The sequence below is a fragment of the Pseudoduganella ginsengisoli genome (assembly GCF_009720865.1).
GTDB lineage: Bacteria > Pseudomonadota > Gammaproteobacteria > Burkholderiales > Burkholderiaceae_D > Rugamonas > Rugamonas ginsengisoli.
On sequence record NZ_WNLA01000004.1, the window covers coordinates 227,674 to 248,562 of the forward strand.

At 61.8% G+C, this 20,889-nt stretch carries 16 protein-coding genes and 2 pseudogenes; 11 read left to right on the forward strand and 7 right to left on the reverse strand.

The annotated features are described in order from the left end of the window. Nucleotides 1-3: 3 nt before the first annotated feature. Nucleotides 4-393, reverse strand: coding sequence for a VOC family protein (locus GM668_RS09370; RefSeq protein WP_155438680.1), 390 nt, complete (start codon nt 391-393; stop codon nt 4-6). A gap of 59 nt (nt 394-452) precedes the next feature. Between GM668_RS09370 and GM668_RS09375 the strand changes: the two genes are divergently transcribed. The 3 genes from GM668_RS09375 (at nt 453) to GM668_RS09385 (ending at nt 3,157) form a co-directional block, all read left to right on the forward strand. Next, on the forward strand, nt 453-1,925 hold the full coding sequence (locus tag GM668_RS09375) for a cytochrome P450 (protein ID WP_229499098.1): 1,473 nt from the start codon (nt 453-455) through the stop codon (nt 1,923-1,925). 164 nt (nt 1,926-2,089) lie between these two features. Further along, on the forward strand, nt 2,090-2,617 hold the full coding sequence (locus GM668_RS09380; protein WP_155438681.1) for an SRPBCC family protein: 528 nt from the start codon (nt 2,090-2,092) through the stop codon (nt 2,615-2,617). Nucleotides 2,618-2,701: 84 nt separating this feature from the next. Next, nucleotides 2,702-3,157, forward strand: coding sequence for a hypothetical protein (locus GM668_RS09385; RefSeq protein ID WP_229499100.1), 456 nt, complete (start codon nt 2,702-2,704; stop codon nt 3,155-3,157). Nucleotides 3,158-3,159: 2 nt separating this feature from the next. Here GM668_RS09385 and GM668_RS09390 read toward each other — a convergent pair whose 3' ends face one another. Continuing rightward, complete coding sequence (locus tag GM668_RS09390) at nt 3,160-4,194, reverse strand: AraC family transcriptional regulator (RefSeq protein ID WP_155438682.1); 1,035 nt, start codon at nt 4,192-4,194, stop codon at nt 3,160-3,162. A 93-nt stretch (nt 4,195-4,287) separates the two neighbouring features. Here GM668_RS09390 and GM668_RS09395 point away from each other — a divergent pair, with 93 nt between their 5' ends. From GM668_RS09395 to GM668_RS09405, 3 genes are read left to right on the forward strand one after another with little or no spacing between them, the layout of a single operon-like run. After that, on the forward strand, nt 4,288-5,937 hold the full coding sequence (locus GM668_RS09395; protein WP_155438683.1) for an FAD-binding oxidoreductase: 1,650 nt from the start codon (nt 4,288-4,290) through the stop codon (nt 5,935-5,937). After that, nucleotides 5,934-7,634 carry a glycerol-3-phosphate dehydrogenase/oxidase gene (locus GM668_RS09400; RefSeq protein WP_371868669.1) on the forward strand — a complete coding sequence of 567 codons (1,701 nt, stop codon included), beginning with the start codon at nt 5,934-5,936 and terminating at the stop codon, nt 7,632-7,634. The genes GM668_RS09395 and GM668_RS09400 overlap by 4 nt, the downstream gene beginning before the upstream one ends. Nucleotides 7,635-7,676: 42 nt before the next feature. Then, on the forward strand, nt 7,677-9,239 hold the full coding sequence (locus GM668_RS09405) for an FGGY-family carbohydrate kinase (protein WP_155438684.1): 1,563 nt from the start codon (nt 7,677-7,679) through the stop codon (nt 9,237-9,239). Between the two features lie 290 nt (nt 9,240-9,529). Here GM668_RS09405 and GM668_RS09410 read toward each other — a convergent pair whose 3' ends face one another. From GM668_RS09410 to GM668_RS09425, 4 genes are all read right to left on the reverse strand, one after another. Beyond that, a complete protein-coding gene (locus GM668_RS09410) occupies nt 9,530-10,894 on the reverse strand; it encodes a diguanylate cyclase (RefSeq protein WP_155438685.1) in 1,365 nt (454 codons plus the stop codon). Between the two features lie 243 nt (nt 10,895-11,137). Beyond that, a complete protein-coding gene (locus GM668_RS09415) occupies nt 11,138-12,331 on the reverse strand; it encodes an aminotransferase-like domain-containing protein (RefSeq protein ID WP_155438686.1) in 1,194 nt (397 codons plus the stop codon). 82 nt (nt 12,332-12,413) lie between these two features. Continuing rightward, nucleotides 12,414-12,875 carry a RidA family protein gene (locus tag GM668_RS09420; protein WP_155438687.1) on the reverse strand — a complete coding sequence of 154 codons (462 nt, stop codon included), beginning with the start codon at nt 12,873-12,875 and terminating at the stop codon, nt 12,414-12,416. Nucleotides 12,876-12,925: 50 nt separating this feature from the next. Then, nucleotides 12,926-13,834, reverse strand: coding sequence for a DMT family transporter (locus tag GM668_RS09425; protein ID WP_229499102.1), 909 nt, complete (start codon nt 13,832-13,834; stop codon nt 12,926-12,928). A 101-nt stretch (nt 13,835-13,935) separates the two neighbouring features. Here GM668_RS09425 and GM668_RS09430 point away from each other — a divergent pair, with 101 nt between their 5' ends. From GM668_RS09430 to htpG, 5 genes and pseudogenes are all read left to right on the forward strand, one after another. Next, nucleotides 13,936-15,387: an aminotransferase-like domain-containing protein gene (locus GM668_RS09430; RefSeq protein ID WP_155438688.1), complete on the forward strand. Its 1,452-nt coding sequence runs from the start codon at nt 13,936-13,938 to the stop codon at nt 15,385-15,387. A 45-nt stretch (nt 15,388-15,432) separates the two neighbouring features. Further along, nucleotides 15,433-16,635: a GGDEF domain-containing protein gene (locus GM668_RS09435; protein WP_155438689.1), complete on the forward strand. Its 1,203-nt coding sequence runs from the start codon at nt 15,433-15,435 to the stop codon at nt 16,633-16,635. Between the two features lie 505 nt (nt 16,636-17,140). Beyond that, nucleotides 17,141-17,524 (forward strand): annotated as a pseudogene (locus tag GM668_RS31900) (HAF repeat-containing protein); the annotation flags it as partial. Nucleotides 17,525-17,767: 243 nt separating this feature from the next. After that, a pseudogene (locus GM668_RS31905) lies at nt 17,768-17,854 on the forward strand (PEPxxWA-CTERM sorting domain-containing protein); the annotation flags it as partial. A gap of 111 nt (nt 17,855-17,965) precedes the next feature. Further along, nucleotides 17,966-19,876 (forward strand): molecular chaperone HtpG, encoded by a 1,911-nt coding sequence (htpG, locus tag GM668_RS09445; RefSeq protein WP_155438691.1) that lies wholly within the window; start codon nt 17,966-17,968, stop codon nt 19,874-19,876. Between the two features lie 55 nt (nt 19,877-19,931). On the opposite strand, the gene GM668_RS09450 is transcribed toward htpG, so the two are convergent. Continuing rightward, nucleotides 19,932-20,855, reverse strand: coding sequence for a TIGR02285 family protein (locus GM668_RS09450; RefSeq protein WP_155438692.1), 924 nt, complete (start codon nt 20,853-20,855; stop codon nt 19,932-19,934). Nucleotides 20,856-20,889 lie beyond the last annotated feature (34 nt).

The following is a 20,889-nucleotide window of genomic DNA, read 5'->3' on the forward strand; positions in this document are numbered from 1 at the left end:
CGCTTAAACGGCGGCGTGGCATACCACGCATAGCTTGTTGCCATCGGGATCGCGGAAATACGCGCCGTAATAATTCGCGTGATATTCCGGCCGCAATCCCGGCTCCCCTTCGCTGGCGCCACCATGCGCCAGCGCTGCCGCATACGCTGCATCGACCGCCTGCCGCGACGGCGCCTGCAGCGCCAGCATTTGCCCATTGCCGCACGATGCATCGCCCGCATACGGCGCCCCCACAATGAACAGGGGGCGCGGTGCATCGGCCGGCATCCACGCCGCCCATGGCCGGCCATCATCCTTGAATTTCTGCGGCAGCCCCAGGCTGGCCATCAGCGGCGCATAAAACGCGTAAGCCCGTTCGAAATCCGTTACGCCCACATAGACATGAGACAGCATGGTTATTTCCTTTCCAAAAAGGTGGCGTAAAATATAACAAAATATTGATGGAGACGGAGATGCCTGAAGACATGATGGCTGGGCAGGCTGCACAGGCGGGCGCGCAGCCGGGAGATGCTGGGGCGCCGGTACGGTCGATCGCGGAGCTGCCGGGGCCGAAAGGCATCCCGATCCTCGGCAATGCCCGCCAGATCGAGCCGAAGCAATTCCACCGCACCTTGGAAAAATGGGCGCGCGAATACAACGGCACGTATAAATTCCGCGTGGCCAAGCGCACCTTTGTCGTGGTGTCCGACCGTGATGTGATCGCCAATATCCTGCGCGACCGGCCGGTTGCGTTCCGCCGCTCGTCGCGCACTGCGCGCATGCTGGAAGAAGCCGGTACCCGGGGTTTATTTACCGCCGAGGGCGAAGAGTGGCGCCGCCAGCGCAAGCTGGGCATGCGCGCGCTGACGCCGGAAGTCGTGCACCGCTATTTCCCCAACCTCATCATGATGACGGAGCGATTGCTGGCCCGCTGGAACAAGGCGCTGGCGGCCGGGCGCGGCGTGGACGTGCTGCGCGACTTGAAAGCGTACACACTGGACGTGACGATCGGCCTGGCCATGGGACAGGACATCAACACGCTGGAACACGAAGACAATCCACTGCAGCGCGATATTGAATTCCTGTTCAATATGGTGGCGCGGCGCCTGACGTCGCCGTTTGCCTACTGGCGTTTGTTCAAGATGAAAGTTGACCGCGAAGCCGATGCCGCGCACCAGCGCATCCATGACGCCATTACCGGCTTCATTGCCCAGACGCGGGCCCGGCTGGAGCAGGATCCGGCCTTGCGCACCCGCCCGTCGAATATGCTGGAAGCGCTGGTGGCGGCGCGCGATGAACCGGATTCCGGTTTTACCGATGCGGAAGTCATCGGCAATGCCATCACCATGGTGTTTGCCGGTGAAGATACGACGTCCAATACCATTGCGTGGCTGCTGCACTTGCTGTCGCAAAACCCGCAAACAGCCGTCAAGGCAGGCGAAGAAGCGGTGCGCCTGATGGGCGCCGGCACCGTGGTGCGCGACTTCCGCCTGCTGGACAGTTTTATTTATACGGATGCCGCCACGCGCGAAGCCATGCGCGTCAAACCCGTGGCGCCGTTCATGGCGGCGGAACCGAATGCCGATACCGTGGTGGATGGCGTTGCCACGCCGGCCGGCACGATTATTTTCCTGATGCTGCGCCATGCGGCCGAACGCAGCAATGACTTCGAGCGCCCCGGCCAGTTCGATCCCATGCGCTGGCTCGATGACAGCGGGGCCGAATCCGCGAGCGATCCGGGCCGCAAGCTGTTCCCGTTTGGCGGCGGCCCCCGTTTTTGCCCTGGACGCTACCTGGCGATGGCGGAAATCAAGATGGTGATGGCCATGATCATGCGCAATTTCACACTGTCCGTGAAGCCGGGAGCGCCGGAAGTGGAAGAGCGTTTCACGTTCACGATGACGCCAAGCAGCTTGCCGCTGTTGCTGCACCCGCGCCAGGACTAAGGCTTTTATGCAACACCAGCAGGGTTTTAGCGCCGGCAAATGATTGCATAGTGGTAAAAAACTGCTAGCCTTGCGAATTCGGCAAGCGCCTACTGATCTGTGGATGCCCGGCCTGCAAGGCTGGCACGCGATGTCGTCAAAATAATAATTCGCAGGGGATACGTATGTTGAAAAAAATCGCTATCGGCATTGTTGCCGTCGTTGTCATTATTCTGGGACTGGCGCTGCTCCAGCCTAATTCATTTGCCGTGTCGCGCAGCATTGCCATCAAGGCGCCGGCCGAGAAAATCTATCCGCTGATCAGTGATTTCCATGAGTGGGGTAAATGGTCGCCATGGGAAGGACTGGACCCGAACATGAAGCGCACGTTTACGGGCCCGGCCAGCGGCGCGGGGGCGGTCTATAGCTGGGACGGCAACGATGCCGTCGGCGCGGGGCGCATGGAAATCACGGGGGCGCAGGCGCCGTCGAAAGTTGATATCAAGCTGGATTTCCTGAAGCCGATCGCTTCGCAAAACACGACGGTCTTTGCGCTGCAGCCGGAAGGCGACGGCACCAAAGTTGTCTGGACCATGTCCGGCCCCAGCTCGTTCATGACCAAGCTGATGGGCGTGTTCGTGTCGATGGACAAGATGATTGGCCCGGATTTCGAAAAAGGCTTGGCCAGCATGAAAGCGGCGGCGGAAAAGTAAGCCAACGCACAGACTTTCGTCAAACCGCGTGCGATATTGCAGACAGGTCTATACTGACTGGAAGTGCATCACGGGAGGTCTGCCATGAACGTCATTACCCGTATTGGGACGCAATGCGCGCTGGCGTGCGCCCTCGCGTGTACCTTGGCATGCGCTGCAGCCAGCGTGGCGGCTTCCCCGGTCCGGGCCGACCACCCGATCGTCGGCACCTGGCGTTTCGTGTTGCCCGACGGTTCTTGCCACGAAATCTACCGCATGCGCCAGGATGGTACGGCGCTCATCACCAGCGCGTCGGAAGTGGTGGAAACAGAATTCGATATCGACGACCAGCCCGATGAAAACGGCTTTTACAAGGCGCTCGATAAAATCATCAAAGACAATGGCAAGCATGATTGCACGGGACAGGTTTCCGAAGTCGGGCATTCCGTGTCGAGCTTTATCCTGTTCCACCCGTCGGGGAATATGTTTTTAATGTGCTTGCAGCGCAGTATGGAAGCGTGCCTGGGCCCATTTATTCGGGAAAAGGGCCGTGAAACGTAAGGTCAGGTATTCGCTTCGCGCCACGCGCCGGGGTTGATGCCGGCCCAGTCCCTGAATGCGTGATTGAACGCGCTTTGCTCTTGATACCCCAGCAGGAACGCAATATCCACCAGCGACAGTCCCGGCTGGCGCAAATAATCCTGCGCCAGCGCATAGCGGGTCTGGTCCAGCACTTGCTGGAAATTCATGCCCGCGTCGGCCAGCTTGCGCTGCAGCGTGCGGGGCGACAAACCCAGCTCTTCCGCCACGGGCGCCAGCCGCACCTGGCCTTGCGCCAGGCCGCGCACGATGGACGCCCGCACTTGCCCGGCAATGCCGGCGTCAAGCTGCGCCCGCTGTTTCAATAGCTGTTCCGCATGCTGCTGCAGCACCGGATACAGCAGCGGGTCCGCATTTGGCACCGGCCACGACAGCAATTGCGCATCGAACGCCGCCACATTGGCGGGCGCGTTGAAATGGGGCAGGGCGCCGAATACCCGCACATATTCGCCGTGCAGCGCGGGATCGCCGCCATCGTGCATCAGCGCCAGTTCGGCGGGCGGCAGCGGCATGCCGGCCAGCCAGTCGCCGAACACGCGGATGCCGGCAAACACGCTGTCGGCCAGGTGGCGCGCCTGTTTTGAATAGCGGCTGTGCCACGTATAGCGCGCGATGGCGCCATCGACTTCCAGCGCCGAGCGGCCCAGGTCGTGCGCCAGCTGTTCGTAGCGCTGCGTCTGTTCCAGCGCATGGCCGAAATCGCGGCAACTGAGCAGCACCAGCCCATACACGCTATAGGTGCCCAGTTTGACCCGTTCGCCCACGTGCAGGCCGAAATGGTGGTCGTCGGCCAGGGTGGCGGCGATGTCGAGCAGGCGCACATAATCGCCGGCCGGCAGGATTTCCGGCAGCGGGTCCAGGCTGCCCGCGGGCAGGCCGGCAGCCAGTTCCAGGTCGCGCGCGGGCACGCCACGGGCGCCGGCCGCTTCCAGCAGCGGTTGCAGATAAGCGCCAGCCACCCGGCCGGCGCTGGCATAATCGAACAAGGCGGTTGTCATGAATGCGCAATACCCACGGAGCAAATGAATCTAAGCTGCTGTCTATCTTCTGGCAAGGAGCGCCAGTATAGCAAGTCATGTGGAGAGAATACGATGCGACGTTGGAATGGCTGGGGTGACGATACGATTCATTTTGCGCTGGCGCCGGATGCGCTGGCGTTCCTGGCGCAACGCATAGGCGGCAGCCGCAGCCGGGATGCCGGCGACGACGCCAGCTTTGAACAGGCTTGCGCCGCGGTGGCGCCATCGCGGCTGCCGCCGCACCGCCTGATCGACACCGGCGCCGCAGTGCGCGTGCGCCACGCGCTGGGCCAAAGTTTGCCGGACTGGCTGAAGCTGCGCTATGGCCGCATCGGCATGGCGCCGGACGGCGTGGCGTTTCCGGAAAGCGCGGACGACGTGCGCGAATTGCTGCACTATGCGCAGCGCTACCGCGTGGCGCTGATTCCGCACGGCGGCGGCACCAGCGTAGCCGGCCACCTGACGGTGGAAGACAGCGCGCAGCCCGTGCTGTCGGTCAGCACCACCCGCATGTGCCGTTTGCACCACCTGGACCGCGAATCGCAGCTGGCCACCTTCGGCGCGGGCGTGTTCGGCCCCGACCTGGAAGCGCAGTTGCGCGCCCATGGCTATACGCTGGGCCACTTCCCGCAATCGTTTGAATACTCGACCCTGGGCGGCTGGATCGTCACGCGCTCGTCCGGCCAGCAATCGCTGCGCTATGGCCGCATCGAGCAGCTGTTTGCCGGCGGCGTGATGGAAACGCCGTCCGGCCGCCTGGAAATCCAGACGTTCCCGGCATCGGCCGCCGGCACGGATTTGCGCGAAATCGTGCTGGGCTCCGAAGGCCGCATGGGCATCCTGACGGAAGCGACCGTGCGCGTGACGCCGGCGCCGGAATATGAAGCATTCCACGCCGTGTTTTATCCGGACTGGAAAAGCGCGGAAACCGCCGTGCGCGAACTGGCGCAGGCCAAGCTGGGCTTGTCGATGCTGCGCCTGTCCAATGGCGTGGAAACGCAAACCATGCTGGCGCTGGCCGGCCACAAGAAACTGATCGGCGCGCTGGAAGCGTATTTGTCGCTGCGCGGCTGCGGCGAAGGCAAGTGCATGCTGATGTTAGGGACCAGCGGCGGCAAGCCGCAAGCCCGCGCCGCAATGGCGCAGGCATTGAAGCTGGCGCGCAAGCGCGGCGGCGTGCACATCGGCTGCAAGATGGGCGACAAGTGGAAGCAAAACCGCTTCCGCAATGTCTACCTGCGCAACGCGGCATGGGAACATGGCTACGTCATCGATACGGTGGAAACCGCCGTGGACTGGCCGCGCGTGGAGTCGACCATGCAGGCGGTGGAAGCGGCAGCGAAACAGGCGCTGGCCACCCATGGCGAAATGGTGCACACGTACACGCACCTGTCGCACCTGTATGCGCAGGGCGCCAGCGTCTACACGACGTTCGTGTACCGCCTTGCAGGCAATTTTGACGAAGACATGGCGCGCTGGCGCACATTGAAGGGCGCCGTCAGCCAGGCCATCGTCGATTGCGGCGGCACCATCAGCCACCAGCACGGCGTGGGCAGCGACCACGCGCCCTACCTGGCGGCGGAAAAAGGTGCGGCGGGCATCGCTGCGATGGCCGCGATCTTCCGCCATTTTGATCCGCAAGGCGTCATGAACCCGGGCAAACTGCTGCCGGATGCCCAGCCGGCAGTGGCATCGGCCCAGGCACGCGGGATGGCAGCGTGAACTGGCATTCGTCGTATGGCGCGGCGGCGCAGCCGGGATCGTCGTCACTGTGGCAGCCGGGCGGCCGCGCCGCGCTGGCGGAAACCGTGGGACGCCAGTGGGATGTGCTGGTCATTGGCGGCGGCATCACAGGCGCCGGCATTTTGCTGGAAGCGGCGCGGCGCGGGCTGTCCGCACTGCTGGTGGAGCAGCGCGATTTCGCGTGGGGCACGTCGAGCCGCTCGTCAAAGCTCGTGCATGGCGGCTTGCGCTACCTGAAGGAAGGCAAATTCGGCTTGACGCGCGAATCCGTGCAGGAACGCGAAGCGCTGCTGCGCGACGCGGCGGGCCTCGTGGTGCCGCAAAGCTTCGCGTTCGGCGATTACCCGGGCCGCAAGCCGGGACGCACGGCATTTTTGATCGGGCTGGCGCTGTATGACTTGATGGCGGGGAAGCGCTCGCGCCAGCGCCATTATGTGGACCGCGACGCATTCCTGGGCCTGGCGCCGAATATCGATGGCGAAGGTTTGCGGGGCGGCATGTGCTATACGGATGCGAAGACGGATGATGCGCGCCTCGTCATGCGCGTGCTGCAGGAAGCGCAGGCGGAAGGTGGCGTGGCGGTCAATTACATGTCCGTGCAAAGCTTGCTGCGCGATGGCGCGGCCGTCAAGGGCGCAACCGTGCGCGATGAATTGAGCGGGGCACAGTATGCTGTCAACGCCAGGGTGGTCATCAGCGCCACGGGCGCGTGGGCCGACCGCCTGCGCGCGCCGTCTGCGGCCCATCCTGCAAAAGAACACAGCAATCCGCTGCGTGATGGCGTAGCTGCACCGGGCCACAAGCCCGGTGCAGTTCACGGCCAACGTTTGCGGCCATTGCGGGGCAGCCACCTGGTGCTGCCGCACTGGCGCCTGCCACTGGCGCAGGCCGTCAGCCTGATGCACCCGGTTGATGGGCGTCCCGTGTTTGCGTTCCCGTGGGAGGGCGTGACCCTGGTGGGGACAACCGATGTCGACCACCGCGACGACTTGTCGTTTGAAGCGGCCATTACGCGCGCTGAAGTGGAATATTTGATGGCGGCCTTGCGCAGCCAGTTCCCGCAACAAAACCTCAATGAAACGGATATCGTCGCCACGTATGCGGGCGTGCGTCCTGTCATCGATAGCGGCCAGGCCGACCCGTCAAAAGAAACCCGCGAACATGCGCTGTGGCTGGAAGACGGCTTGTTGACGGTCACCGGCGGCAAGCTGACGACGTTCCGCGTGATTGCACTGGATGCGTTGCGCAAGGCGGCGCCATTGCTGCCGCAGTGGAAAGCCAGCCTGGAAGCGCGGCCTGTGTTTGCCGCGCCAATGCGGCTGCCGCACGTGGCAGGCTTGCCGGCCGGGCAGGGCGAACGCTTGCCGGGCCGCTATGGCGCGCTGGCGGGCGACGTGGTCGCCTGTGCGCAGGAAGGCGAACTGGCGGAAATTCCCGGTACGGCCAGCATTTGGGCGCAATTGCGCTGGGCCGCGCGCCATGAATCCGTGCAGCGGCTCGATGACTTGCTGCTGCGCCGCTTGCGGATTGGCTTGCAGCTGCGTGGCGGCGGCGAAGCCATCTTGCCGCGCGTGCGCGCCATTTGCCAGCCAGAGCTGGGCTGGAGCGATGCGCGCTGGGACGCCGAACAGGCCGCGTATCTGGCCCTGTGGCGCAAGCATTACAGCATTCCCTAGTAATGCACCGTATCATCACTGAAACACTTCAAGAGACACAGCATGTCCGGTCCTTACCTCCTTTCCATCGACAATGGCACCCAGAGCGTACGCGCGCTGCTGTTTGACCTGGCGGGCAACCTGATTGCCAAAACCCAGGTGCATTTGCAGGCGTATTACTCGGATTATCCCGGCTGGGCCGAGCATGATGCGGATGGCTATTGGCGCGCCGCCGGTGTCGCGTGCCAGCGGCTGTGGGCGGCGCATCCGGAAACGCGGGCGCACGTAAAAGGCGTGGCGGTGACCACGCAGCGCGGCACCGTCATCAATGTCGGCAAGGATGGCAAACCGCTGCGTCCGGCGATTACGTGGCTGGACCAGCGCCGCACGGACGACGTGCCGCCGATCGGCCCGCTGTGGAAGGCGGCGTTCAAGCTCGCGGGCGTGGAGGGCACCATCAATTACTTCCGCCGCGAAGCGGAACTGAACTGGATTAAAGCACACCAGCCGGAGATCTGGAACGCCACGCATAAAGTGCTGCTGCTGTCGGGCTATTTGAATTTCAAGCTCAGTGGCCGCATGGCCGATTCCACCGGGTCGCAGGTGGCGTACATGCCGTTTGACTACAAGCGCCACCAGTGGGCGGGTGCGCGCGACTGGAAGTGGCAGGCGCTGGCCGTGCGGCCAGACATGCTGCCGGAACTCGTGAAGCCGGGCACGGTGATTGGCGCCGTGACGGCGGAAGCAGCGCTGGCCACCGGCATCATGGAAGGTACGCCGCTGGTGGCGGCAGCGGCCGATAAAGCGTGCGAAGTGATCGGCGCCGGCTGCCTGGAGCCGCACGTCGGCTGCCTCAGTTACGGCACCACGGCCACCATCAACACCACCAACACGAAATACATCGAAGTCACGCCCTTCATCCCGCCTTATCCGGCTGCGATACCCGGCGCGTACAGCACGGAAGTGCAGATCTTCCGCGGCTTCTGGATGGTCAACTGGTTCAAGGAACAGTTTGGCGACCGTGAACAGGCCGTATCGATGGAGACGGGCGAGCCGCCGGAAGCGCTGTTCGACCGCCTCGTCAATGCCGTGCCGCCAGGCTCGATGGGCTTGATGCTGCAGCCTTACTGGAGTCCTGGCATCAAAGTGCCGGGACCGGAAGCGAAGGGCGCGATGATCGGCTTCGGCGACGTCCATACGCGGGCGCACATGTACCGTGCGATCCTGGAGGGCCTCGCGTATGCGCTGCGCGAAGGGAAAGAGCGGATTGAAAAGCGGGGCGGCGTGCCGATCACGGAATTGCGCATTGCCGGCGGCGGTTCGCAAAGCGATGCGGCCATGCAGTTGTCGGCCGATATCTTTGGCTTGCCGGCGGCGCGCGCCCACGTGTATGAAACGTCGGGCCTGGGTGCAGCCATTGCCGTGGCGGCGGGCCTGGGGCTGCACGCGGACTTTGGTACGGCCATCCGCGCCATGACGCGCAAGGGGCGCGTATTCCTGCCGAATCCCGACGCCAGCCGCATCTACGAACAGCTGTACCAGCGCGTGTACCTGAAGATGTACAAGCGCCTGCAGCCGATGTATGCGGAAATTGCCGATATTACCGGTTACCCGGAGCGCTGCTGATGACGCGGCTGTGCATAACTGTACACTGCACGGAAATTAATCAGGAAAACTTTGTTGTTTAAAAACAATAGCTTAAGGCAGGGTGTTCCGGCTTCTTAACAACCTTGTCCACAGAAACTGTTAACAATTCTCAAGGTTGGCAAGCTGTTATGGGACTCGCGGGGCTGTGTATAAGTTCATCTGATTAAAAATTAATCAGAATAAGTTTTTCTTTTAAAAACAGGGGGTTGAACGCCGCGAAGGGCGCTTGTTAACAAGCTTGTCCACAGAATTTGTTAACAAGCTGCGCATCAGTGGCTGGCCAGTGCGGAGATATCCACTGTGCCTGCCGCAGCAGGGCTGGCGCGGCTGGAGCGTACCTGGTTGCGGCCATTTTCCTTGGCCACATACATGGCGCGGTCGGCTGCAACAAACAGCGCTTCCACGTTTTCCATCTGGTGCGGATGAATGGTCGCGACGCCCACGCTGACCGTGATCCACGGCGACGTGATCGAGCGGGGATGTGGCAATTGCAGCGCTTCCACGTGGTTGCGGATGGATTCGGCCAGTGCAAACGCGGCATCGGCATCGGTTTCTGCAAACAGCAGCACGAATTCTTCGCCGCCATAGCGTGCCGCCAGGTCGGTGGCGCGCAGCGCGTGCGCATTGATGGCCTGCGCCACTTGTTGCAGGCAAATGTCGCCTGCGGCATGGCCCAGGCTGTCGTTGTACAGCTTGAAGTGGTCGACGTCGAGCACCACCAGCGACAGCGGCGCACCGCTGCGGATGGCGCGTTGCCATTCTTTTTCCAGGAACGTATCGAAGTGGCGCCGGTTGGCAATTTTCGTCAGCGAATCGACCATGGCTGCGCGGTGCAGCGCATCTTCCGACATCTTGTGGTGCGTGATGTCATGCAGCAGCCCGATAAACAGCGGCTGGCGCGAATACATCGGCGTCAAGGTCAAATCCATGCAGACCGACGTGCCTTGCTTGTGGCGGATGATGACTTCGCGCGTGCCGTGGCTGTGCGCGGTTTCCGGGTCGGCGGCGTAGCGGGTAAAGTAATCGAGGTATTCCTGCGCCACCAGCGGGTTGAGCAAGTCGCTCAGGCTTTGCCCCGCCAGTTCCCCTTCCTCGTAGCCCAGGTAGGCGTCGCAGGCGGGATTGGTGAATTGCACACGTCCGTTCGGCTCGATGATCAGCAAGCCTTCAGCCATGCTGTTGACGATCGTGCGCAGCCGTTCCGCCTGTTCTTGCTGCGTTTCCGAGCGGTTGCGGATTTGCAGCTGGGCGCGCACACGGGCGCACACTTCAGCCATGCGCAGCGGCTTGCCGATGTAGTCGGCGCCGCCCGTTTCAAAGCCCGCGACCACGTCTTCCGTCTCGTTGCGGGCGCTCATGAAGATGACAGGGATATGCTGCGTCAGCGCGTTCGATTTCAACTGCCGGCATGTTTCCAGCCCGTCGATACCAGGCATCACCACATCCAGCAGGATGAGGTCGGGATAGACCCGTTTCGCAATCTGTACGGCCCGTTCTCCCGAGGTGGCGATATAGGTTTGATAACCCTGTTCCACCATCAGCTTGCGCAGCACACTGAGATTGGCCGGCGCATCGTCGACAATCAGGATTGCGGCTTCACGCCGCGGCACGTAACTTGTACTGCCAGTAATCATTGAGTCTCGCTCGGTGAAGTGACTGTCTGTCTAAATCATACCGCCTAGCTAACCCAATTTGCAAAAAAACATTCCCTGCAGCATCGCTGCAAATACCGGCAATGGCAACTGCCCGGAATACCGGCGATGTTGCTGGTAAAAATACGGGAATTGCTGTTAGTTGTGCCGAATGGCAAAACAATCTCGTTGCAATTTGGCAACGAGATTGTATGCAATCGATGCTCAAGGCATCCCGGCAGCAAATTACAGTTTGGACGCGATCAGCTTGCCCAGGATTTCAATGCCGGCGCGGATACGCTCTGGCGGCACCGTGACGAACGACAGGCGCAGCGTATGGGTTTCCGGCGAATTCGCATAGAACGGCGAACCCGGCACGAACGCGACTTTGTGCTTGATGGCTTCGTCCAGCAGCGCCATCGCGTCTATGTGCTTCGGCAAGGTCACCCAGATGAACATGCCGCCTTCCGGACGGGTCCACGTCACGGCTTGCGGGAAGTGCTGGTCCATGGCGTCGAGCATGACTTGGCACTGGTCGCCGTACAGCTGGCGGATGGTCGGGATGTGCTGGTCCAGGAAGCCATCTTTGACGACATGGTGCACCACCATTTGCGTCAGCTGCGACGTGTGCAGGTCGGATGCCTGTTTTGCCAGTTCCAGGCGGCGGATCAGGCCCAGCGGCGCAACCACGTAGCCCAGGCGGATACCTGGCGTCAGCACTTTCGAGAACGAGCCCATGTAGATGACGCCGTCCGGGTTCATGGCCACCATCTTCGGCAGCGGTGCGCCTTTGTAGCTCAGTGCGCCGTATGGATCATCTTCGATCAGCGGCAAGCCCAGGCGGGCGCAAGTTTCCACCAGTTGCTGGCGGCGTTCCAACGACAGCGTGCGGCCGGTCGGGTTCTGGAAGTTCGGCAGCGCGTACAACAGGCGGGCGCCTTGCGCGACGTTGTCCAGCGATTCCGGCACCAGGCCGTGGTCGTCGGTTTGCACCGACACGAATTCCGGACGGTACACGGAAAACGCTTGCAGCGCGCCCAGGTACGACGGCGTTTCCACCAGCACTTTGCTGCCTTCATCGATCAGTACTTTGCCCAGCAAGTCCAGCGCCTGCTGCGAACCCGACACCATCAGCACTTGTTCCGGCACGATCTTCGCGCCGCCTTCGGACAGGCGGTCGGCGATCCACTGGCGCAGCGGCAGGTAGCCGTCAGTCGGGCCGTATTGCAGCGCGACTTTGCCGGAATCGGTCAGCACTTTGTCGAACGCTTCTTTCATCACGTCGACCGGGAAGGTGGCAGGCGAGGGCAGGCCGCCGGCAAACGAAATAATTTCCGGCTGCTGCGTGATTTTCAAGATTTCGCGGATAAACGAGCTTTGCAGCTGGGTTGCGCGTTCGGAAAAGCGCCACTGGATGGGGTTCGGGTTTTCGATTTTCATTGTTGTCTCTTCTAGTAGTAAGGCTGCTTGTGGCGGCCGTTAGTGGAGGCACTGGATAAGCGCCGCCATTGCTAATGCATGTTTACGCTACTTCAGCAATCATTTCAATTTCAACGCACGCGCCCAGCGGGATTTGCGCCACGCCGAATGCGGCGCGGGCATGTTTGCCCGCATCGCCGAATACTTCACCGATCAGTTCGGACGCGCCATTGGTCACCAGGTGGTGGTCCGTATAGTCTGCCGTCGAGTTCACCAGGCTGGTCAGCTTGACGATGCGCTTGACGCGGGTCAGGTCGCCATCGCAAGCGGCTTGCAGCGTGCCGATCAGGGCAATGGCCACGCCGCGCGCAGCCTGCGCGCCTTCTTCCGTGCTGATGTTCTTGCCCAGCTGGCCGGCCCAGACCGTGCCATCCGGTTTCTTGGCGATATGGCCGGACAGGTACACCAGGTTACCGCTCTGCACATACATCACGTAGGCAGCAACAGGGGCGGCCGGGGCTGCCAGGGTGATATCGAGCGCTTTGAGTTTTTCGTATACAGACATGGTCATTCCTGTGGAGTGTTAAATCTGGGAAGCCATTATTGTACGTCTTTCTATGCCCGTATCCGCGTCCGCCGTCCCGTAGCAACTACGGAAATTACCGCCAAAGCGAACAGAATATTGCTCAAACTGATGGTTTCACTTAAAACTAATGCCGCGCCGGCCATGGTTAAGAACGGTTGCAGCAACTGTACCTGGCCCACCCGCGCCACGCCGCCCAGCGCCATGCCGCGGTACCAGAAAAAGAAGCCGATATACATGGAAAACACGGAAATGTAGGCAAACCCGGTCCATGGTTTCCAGCCGGCGGCGGCAATGGCGGCCCCGTCGCGCCACACCAGCCATGCCACCGCCGGCAGCACCACCGGCACCGACAGGATCAGCGCCCAGCTGATCACCCGTTCACCGCCCATGGTTTTCGACAGCTTGCCGCCTTCCGCATAACCGGCTGCGCCCAGCAGCACTGCGGCAAACACGGCCAGATCGGCCAGGTGGAACGTTCCGCCCGACTGCAGCAGCGCAAAGCCCGCCACCAGCGCAGTGCCGATGGCCGCCATCAGCCAGAAGGCCGGCGACGGTTTTTCATAGCCGCGCAGCGCGGCGTAGGCAGCCGTTGCCAGCGGCAGCATGCCGATCAGCACGGCGCCATGCGACGCGGGCAGCGAACGCATTGCCATCGACGTCAGCCATGGGAAGCCGACCACACAGCCCAGCGCCACCCACGCCAGCGGTTTCCATGCGGCGCGCGGCGGCAAGGGCGCCCTGTTCCAGGCAAGCCACAGCGCCGCCAGCGTGGCCGCGGCCAGCGCCCGGCCCAGTGCGACAAATGCGGGATCAAATCCGGCAACCGCCATGCGGGTGAACGGCAAGGTCATGCTGAAAATCGCCACGCCCGCCAGGCCCAGCAGCATGCCGGTGGTTTCATCGGAAAGTCGGGAAGTGGTGGCGATCGTTGGATGCATGGCGTGCTTTCAGTGGAACGGGAATGGACCTATACTAGAAGAATTAACCAGTACAGTGCCAATACACTTGTGCACTTAATTGATAGAACTGTATAGGTAAGATGGCCAATACACAGTCCCCAACTCCGGCCATGCCGCTGGTCGCCTTGCTGTCGCGCGAATCCGGTGAATCGCTGGCCGACCAGATCGTGCGTTCCATCGCGGCCCGCATCGATGACAAGGTGCTGCGCAGTGGCGCCCGCATGCCGTCGATCCGCGCATTTGCGCAGGCGCACCGTGTGTCGCCGTTTACTGTCGTGGCCAGCTATGACCGGCTGGTGGCGCGCGGCTACCTGGAGTCGCGCCGCGGCGCCGGGTTTTATGTGCGCGAGAAAGCTGCGCCCGTCGTGCGCAGTGCGCCGGATCCCGCAGTAGAGCAGGGGACGGCCGCGATGGATGTCACGTGGCTGGTCCGCAATATGTTCCGCCAGGCGCCCTACCAGCAAATGCCGGGCACGGGCGTGCTGCCGTCCGAGTGGCTCGATGGGGCTGGGATCGCCAATGCGCTGCGCGCCATCAGCCGGCAGCATCCGGGCACGCTGGTGAATTACGGCGTACCGCAAGGTTTCTTGCCGTTGCGCCAGCAATTGCAGGAAAAGCTGGCCGCACTGGACATTGCCGCCGCGCCGGAACAAATCGTCACCACGGCCGGCGTTACGCAAGCGCTGGACATGGTGGCGCGTGAATTCACGCAGCCGGGCGACACCATCTTTGTTGACGACCCCGCGTGGTTCCTGATGTTTGGCTCGTTTGCCGCGCTGGGCGCGCGCGTGATCGGCATTCCCCGCCTTGCCGATGGGCCGGATTTGCAGGCGCTGGCGCAACTGGCCGCGCTGCATCAACCCAAGCTGTACGTCATTAATTCCGTGCTGCACAACCCCAGTTCCACGTCGCTGTCCGCCGCCAAAGCGTTCCAGATTTTGCGCCTGGCGGAAGAACACGACTTCATAGTCGTGGAAGACGATATCTATTGCGACTTACATCCGGGCCCGGCCATCCAGCCGGTCACGCGGCTGGCCACGATGGACCAGCTGCGGCGCGTGATTTACCTGGGCGGGTTTTCCAAGACGCTGGCCGCCAATTTGCGGGTCGGCTATATTGCCACGTCGCACGAGCGGGCCCAGCGGCTGGCCGACCGCAAGATGCTGCAAACCCTGACCACCAGTGAAATCGGCGAACGGGTCGTTTATAAAGTCTTGTCGGAAGGCACGTTCCGCAAGCATACGGACCGGATATGCAGCCGTCTGGATGAATTACGCAGCCGGACTGTGCGGCAAATGGAGCGGATCGGCTTGAAGATCGATGCGACGCCGGTTGCCGGGATGTTTGTGTGGGCTGATGCGGGCCGCGATACCAATGTATTGGCGGCACAGGCAATGGCGCAGGATTTGCTGCTGGCGCCGGGCAGTTTGTTTTCGCCGAGCCAGTTGCCGTCATCGCGCATGCGGTTGAATATTGCGGCGATGCAGGAACCGGCCGTGTGGCGGTTTTTGGAGAAGGCGTTGCAAAACTAGTAGTAAAATAGGTGTTTCCCTGCATCACTAATTTGAATTCCCTGGATGGAACCTGCAACCGTTTACCTGCTCGGCGCATTGATGATGATGGCCAATGGCGGCGTCCTGGGCCTGATGCACCGGGACTTTCCGCCCAGCTTGCGCCCCAGCGCCGTGTCGTGGCGCATCGGTACGCTGCTGCACGCTTGCGGCTGCACGATGTTCATGGTGCAGGATTCTTTGCCGCACAGTTTTATCCTGCCGCTGGCCAACGGCTTGGTGATGGGCGGGTTTACTTGCTACTGGGGCGCGCTGCGCCAGTTTTACGGCGTGCCGCGCACACTGGTGCAACTGGCGCCCGTGACGGTTGGCGTACTTGGCGTGTACTGGTTTGCCGACGTTTCGCCTAATCCGCTGGGACGGCTGGTTGTGGTGTCGCTGGTGTGGGTCGCGCTGCTGGGCGTATGCATTTATACGCTGCTGCAGCAAAGCCGCCGCGACCGTGCATGGAGCCGCCAGGTGATGGCGGGTACGTTTGTCGCGCTGCTGGTGTCCATCCTATTCCGCCTCGGCTGGTTCTTGACGATGGGGATGCCGGACGATTATTCCGGACTCGATGGCAGCCTGTGGATCAATATGGCGTCGCCCGTCGTGCTGTCCATCATGCCGGTGATTGGCACCACGGCGTTCTTGCTGATGTGCTCCGAGCGTATCCGCCGCCAGTGGGAGCGCGCCGCATCGACGGATTACCTGACAGGGCTGGCCAACCGCCGCACGCTGGCCGACGCGGGCGCCCGGCGCTTCGAGCGGGCGCGCGGACAGAACCGGGGCTTTGGCCTGGGCGTCATTGATATCGACCACTTCAAATCCATCAACGACCGCTTTGGCCATGACGTCGGCGACGCCGCGTTAAAGCACGTGGCGGCCAAACTGGAAATGGCGTGCCGTGAACAGGAGTTGCCTGCGAGGCAGGGCGGCGAAGAATTCGTCGTGCTGTTTGATGACGTGTCGGGCGACACGGCGCTGGCGGCCGGCGAGCGCTTGCGCAAAGCCGTGGCGGACGCGCCCTTTACTTCCGGTGCGCTGATGCTGCCGATTACGATTTCGATCGGCGTGGCCGTGCGCTTGCCGGAAGACACCGAATTTGATTGCGTGCTGCGCCGCGCCGACGCCGCGCTGTATGCGGCCAAGCAGGGCGGGCGTAACCGGGTCGAATGCGCGGCGCCCAACATGCGCATGCCGGCGCAGACGGCGGGCGCGGCAGTGTAGCGCATAAATGTGACAGCACGGTTCACACATTGTCACAAAATTGTAAATATAAAAAGATAGTTCAAAAAACAATCTTTTGAGCGGTTTCAGCCTTACACTGCGATTTTGTCCAGAGCAGGAGGCTGATATGCGTATTCCACATACTTTCCTTGCTGCCGGCTTGCTGGCTTGCAGCACGCTGGCCCAGGCCGCGCCGTCTTACCAGGTCAACGTGGTCCTGGATACGTGGTATTACGGTTCCATCCGCGCCATCAACAACCGGGGCGATGCGGTGGGCGACATCGATAGCCACGGGCCGCTGCCGACCTTGTATTACGACGGCACGGCGGGGGAACTGGTGCCGATGCGGCGCGGCAGCAATCTGTGGCTCGATCTCCTCGGGCACATGAACAACCACGGCGTGGTGGCGCTGACCAACGTCGACCGCAGCGGCACGGGCCCTTATGGCTACGATGCGCAATTGTTCGATGCCGCGACTCAGCAATACACGTCGCTGTCAAAGCCGATGGGGTACGGTGCGTCCGGCGCCAGCAGCATCAATGACGCCGGCGTCGTCGTCGGCTATGCCGAATACGACGGCGGCAGCGGCAGCCCCGTGACGCATGCCACTGCCTGGGTCAATGGCGTGCCGGCCGACCTGGGGACGCTGGGTGTGCGCAGCCAGGCAACCGATATCAATACGCAGGGCACGGTGGTGGGCGATACCGGCTTCGCCAATGGCGCAACCGGCGCCTTCCTGTACCAGGGCGGAAAGATGGTGGCGCTCGGTACGCTGGGCGGCGCGTCCAGCTGGGCGCGCGCCGTCAACGACAGCAACGTGGTGGTGGGCGGCAGCGCCACGGCCGGCTCCGCGCTTAGCACCGCTTTTATTTACCAGAACGGCGTGATGGCGGACCTGGGCGCCGGCGCAGGCAGCGAAGCGTTGGACATTAATGCGGCCGGCGCCGTGGTCGGCATTGCCAACCACCGGGGCTTCATTTACACGGGCGGCAAAGTCACCATGCTGGACCAGCTGCTCGATCCCGCCAGCGGCTGGACTGTGCGCGAAGCCAATGCCATCAATGATTTGGGGCAGATCGGCGCCACGGTTTGCGGTGGCGCCGACAACGCGTGCGTTGCGGCCATCCTGAACCCGGTGCCGGAACCATCGGGTTACGCCATGCTGCTGGCCGGCCTGGGTTTGGTGGGTCTGGCGGCACGCCGCCGCAGCCTTGCTTAAGCCAGGCTGAAAATTAATTGCCTGGAAGCTCTTGAAATCGCCGGGGCCAGCCTTATCTGCCGGGAGTTCTCGCAACACCCCGGCATATTCGATAAGACTATTGAGGTAAAAATGGCTGATACCAAGCAAACCATGGGATTCCAGGCAGAAGTTAAACAACTGCTGCAACTGATGATCCACTCCTTGTATTCGAACAAGGAAATCTTCCTGCGCGAACTGATTTCGAACGCGTCCGACGCGGCCGACAAATTGCGCTTCGAAGCCATCAACAATGACGCGCTGTATGGCAACGATACTGAACTGAAGATCAAGGTCAGCTTCAATAAAGAAGCCAAAACCATCACCATTTCCGACAACGGCATCGGTATGAGCCGCGATGAAGCCATTGCGCACCTGGGCACGATCGCGAAGTCCGGCACCAAGGAATTCTTTGGCAAGCTGTCCGGCGACCAGCAGGCCGATGCCGCGCTGATCGGCCAGTTTGGCGTGGGCTTCTATTCCGGCTTTATCGTGGCCGACAAAATTACCGTGGAAACCCGCCGCGCGGGCGCAGGCGCGGCTGACGGCGTGCGCTGGGAATCGACCGGCGAGGGCGACTTCTCCGTCGAGCAAATCGACAAGCCGAACCGTGGCACCGACATCATCCTGCACTTGCGCGATGGCGAAGAAGAATTGCTGTCGTCGTGGAAGCTGAAATCCATCATCCGCAAATACTCCGACCACATCTCGCTGCCGATCGTGATGAACAAGGAAGAGTGGGACGCGGAAAAGAAAGAAACCGTCGTCAAGGACGAGCTGGAAACCGTCAACCAGGCCAGCGCGCTGTGGGCGCGCAGCAAGTCCGACATCACGCCGGAACAGTACGAAGAATTCTACAAGCACGTGTCGCACGACTTTTCGGCGCCGCTGACCTACACGCACAACCGCGTGGAAGGCCGCAGCGAATACACGCAGCTGCTGTATATCCCGGCCAAGGCGCCGTTCGACCTGTGGGACCGCAACAAGCGCGGCGGCATCAAGCTGTACGTCAAGCGCGTGTTCATCATGGACGACGCCGAGCAATTGATGCCGACCTACCTGCGTTTCGTCAAAGGCGTGATTGATTCGGCCGACCTGCCGCTGAACGTGTCGCGTGAAATCCTGCAAGAGTCGCGCGACGTGAAAGCCATCCGCGAAGGCTCGACCAAGCGCGTGCTGGGCATGCTGGAAGAATTGGCCAACGCGGAAGAGCAGGACAAGAAGGATAAGTACGCGGCCTTCTGGAAGGAATTTGGCCAGGTGCTGAAAGAGGGTGTCGGCGAAGATGCGGCCAACAAGGACCGTCTGGCCAAGCTGCTGCGCTTCGCTTCCACCCACGGCGACACGGAAGAACAAAACGTGGCGCTGGCCGATTACGTGGCGCGCATGAAAGAAGGCCAGGACAAGATTTACTACGTCACGGCTGAATCGTTCAAGGCGGCGAAAAACAGCCCGCACCTGGAAATCTTCCGCAAGAAAGGCGTGGAAGTGCTGTTGCTGACGGACCGTGTCGACGAATGGATGCTGTCGTTCCTGACCGAGTTCGATGGCAAGGAACTGGTGTCCGTTGCCAAGGGCGGCCTGGACCTGGGCAAGCTGGAAGACGAAGCCGAAAAGAAAGAACACGAGGAAACGGAAACCTCGTACAAGGAACTGGTTGAAAAAATGAAGGGTGCGCTGGCCGATAAAGCCAAGGATGTGCGCGTGACGTTCCGCCTGACCGATTCGCCAGCGTGCCTGGTGGCGGACGAGCACGAACTGTCGGGCAACCTGCTGCGCATGCTGAAAGCGGCCGGCCAGGCAGCGCCGGAATCCAAGCCTATCCTGGAAATCAACCCGAACCACCCGCTGGTGACGCGCTTGAAGTATGAAAACGCGGAAAGCGCCCAGTTTGCGGACTGGTCGCACATCCTGTTCGACCAGGCACTGCTGGCCGAAGGCGGTGCGCTCAGTGATCCGGCTGCGTTTGTGAAGCGCATCAACGAGATGCTGCTGGGCAAATAAGGCTGAGCGCTGCAGCTGTCCGACAAGGCCGGAGCCGGGGCTCCGGCCTTGTCATTTATGGGGGCGGTGACGGGGACGATGCGGCCGGCGACGCCGTGTATTTGCGCAATTCTTTTTCCAGTTTGCGCGTACCGTCATCCAGCCACGATGCGTAATAGTCTGCGATGGCATTGCGCACGCTGGCTTGCTGCAGCAAGTCATCGATGTCCTTGACCACTTGTTTGCCGAATTCTGACTTGGCGCAGGCCGCATGCCCCAGCAGGTAATCCGGCTGCTCGGCCAGCGGATAATAGGCCAGCGCACTGCCGCCTTTGGCCACGTCCATGCCCAGGTATTGCGCTTCATAAGGAAAACCCGGCACGGCGTCGACTCGGCCGATGGCGGCCATCTGCACCAGGCCGCTGGCCGCGTTGGCTGCGGAATTGATATAGATGTTGGCCTCGCCCAGATGCGGTTTCAGCAAGCCATCTATCACGGCGCCATAACTGCGCGTGCCGCCGACGCCAATTTTCAGTTCACCCGCCTCCAGCAGCCGGCGCAGCGACAATTTGCCGCGCTCATTCAGGTAAGGTGCGACTTTTTCGCGCGCGGACTGCCGCACCAGGATGCCGGGCGGGAATTGCGCAAGGAATGGCCGGGAAAACCACATGAATTGCTCCCGTTCCGGTTTCCTGAACAATCCCATGACGCACGTATTCGGGTCCGATTTCAGCATCAGTTCCAGCCGCTGGAACGGCGCTTCCACCAGCTTGTGCCGGTATTGCGGCATGGCGGCAATAATATGGTTGCGCAGCGCCAGGTCAAGGAAGCCTTTTTCTTTTTGCGGCCCCGCCGTGATGTATTGGGGCGGCACGTCAAAGTAATACCAGGTGATTTCCGGGGCGGCTTGCGCACGTCCTGCCGGCAGCAGTGTTGCCAGCAACAGCGTCTTGCCCCACTGTTTCCACTTGTGTTGACGTGCGGCGGCGCGTTTTGTCACTCAGCCTTCTCCTTGGATTGCCGCATGGGCGCCC

Excerpts from the sequence above, each read along its gene's own strand:
- GM668_RS09420 (WP_155438687.1), bottom strand. The coding sequence starts at position 12,875 with ATGTCTGTATACGAAAAACTCAAAGCGCTCGATATCACCCTGGCAGCC.
- GM668_RS09390 (WP_155438682.1), bottom strand. The coding sequence starts at position 4,194 with ATGACAACCGCCTTGTTCGATTATGCCAGCGCCGGCCGGGTGGCTGGC.
- GM668_RS09405 (WP_155438684.1), top strand. The coding sequence starts at position 7,677 with ATGTCCGGTCCTTACCTCCTTTCCATCGACAATGGCACCCAGAGCGTA.
- GM668_RS09435 (WP_155438689.1), top strand. The coding sequence starts at position 15,433 with ATGGAACCTGCAACCGTTTACCTGCTCGGCGCATTGATGATGATGGCC.
- GM668_RS09410 (WP_155438685.1), bottom strand. The coding sequence starts at position 10,894 with ATGATTACTGGCAGTACAAGTTACGTGCCGCGGCGTGAAGCCGCAATC.
- GM668_RS09370 (WP_155438680.1), bottom strand. The coding sequence starts at position 393 with ATGCTGTCTCATGTCTATGTGGGCGTAACGGATTTCGAACGGGCTTAC.
- GM668_RS09415 (WP_155438686.1), bottom strand. The coding sequence starts at position 12,331 with ATGAAAATCGAAAACCCGAACCCCATCCAGTGGCGCTTTTCCGAACGC.
- GM668_RS09395 (WP_155438683.1), top strand. The coding sequence starts at position 4,288 with ATGCGACGTTGGAATGGCTGGGGTGACGATACGATTCATTTTGCGCTG.
- htpG (WP_155438691.1), top strand. The coding sequence starts at position 17,966 with ATGGCTGATACCAAGCAAACCATGGGATTCCAGGCAGAAGTTAAACAA.
- GM668_RS09380 (WP_155438681.1), top strand. The coding sequence starts at position 2,090 with ATGTTGAAAAAAATCGCTATCGGCATTGTTGCCGTCGTTGTCATTATT.
- GM668_RS09430 (WP_155438688.1), top strand. The coding sequence starts at position 13,936 with ATGGCCAATACACAGTCCCCAACTCCGGCCATGCCGCTGGTCGCCTTG.
- GM668_RS09375 (WP_229499098.1), top strand. The coding sequence starts at position 453 with ATGCCTGAAGACATGATGGCTGGGCAGGCTGCACAGGCGGGCGCGCAG.
- GM668_RS09425 (WP_229499102.1), bottom strand. The coding sequence starts at position 13,834 with ATGCATCCAACGATCGCCACCACTTCCCGACTTTCCGATGAAACCACC.
- GM668_RS09385 (WP_229499100.1), top strand. The coding sequence starts at position 2,702 with ATGAACGTCATTACCCGTATTGGGACGCAATGCGCGCTGGCGTGCGCC.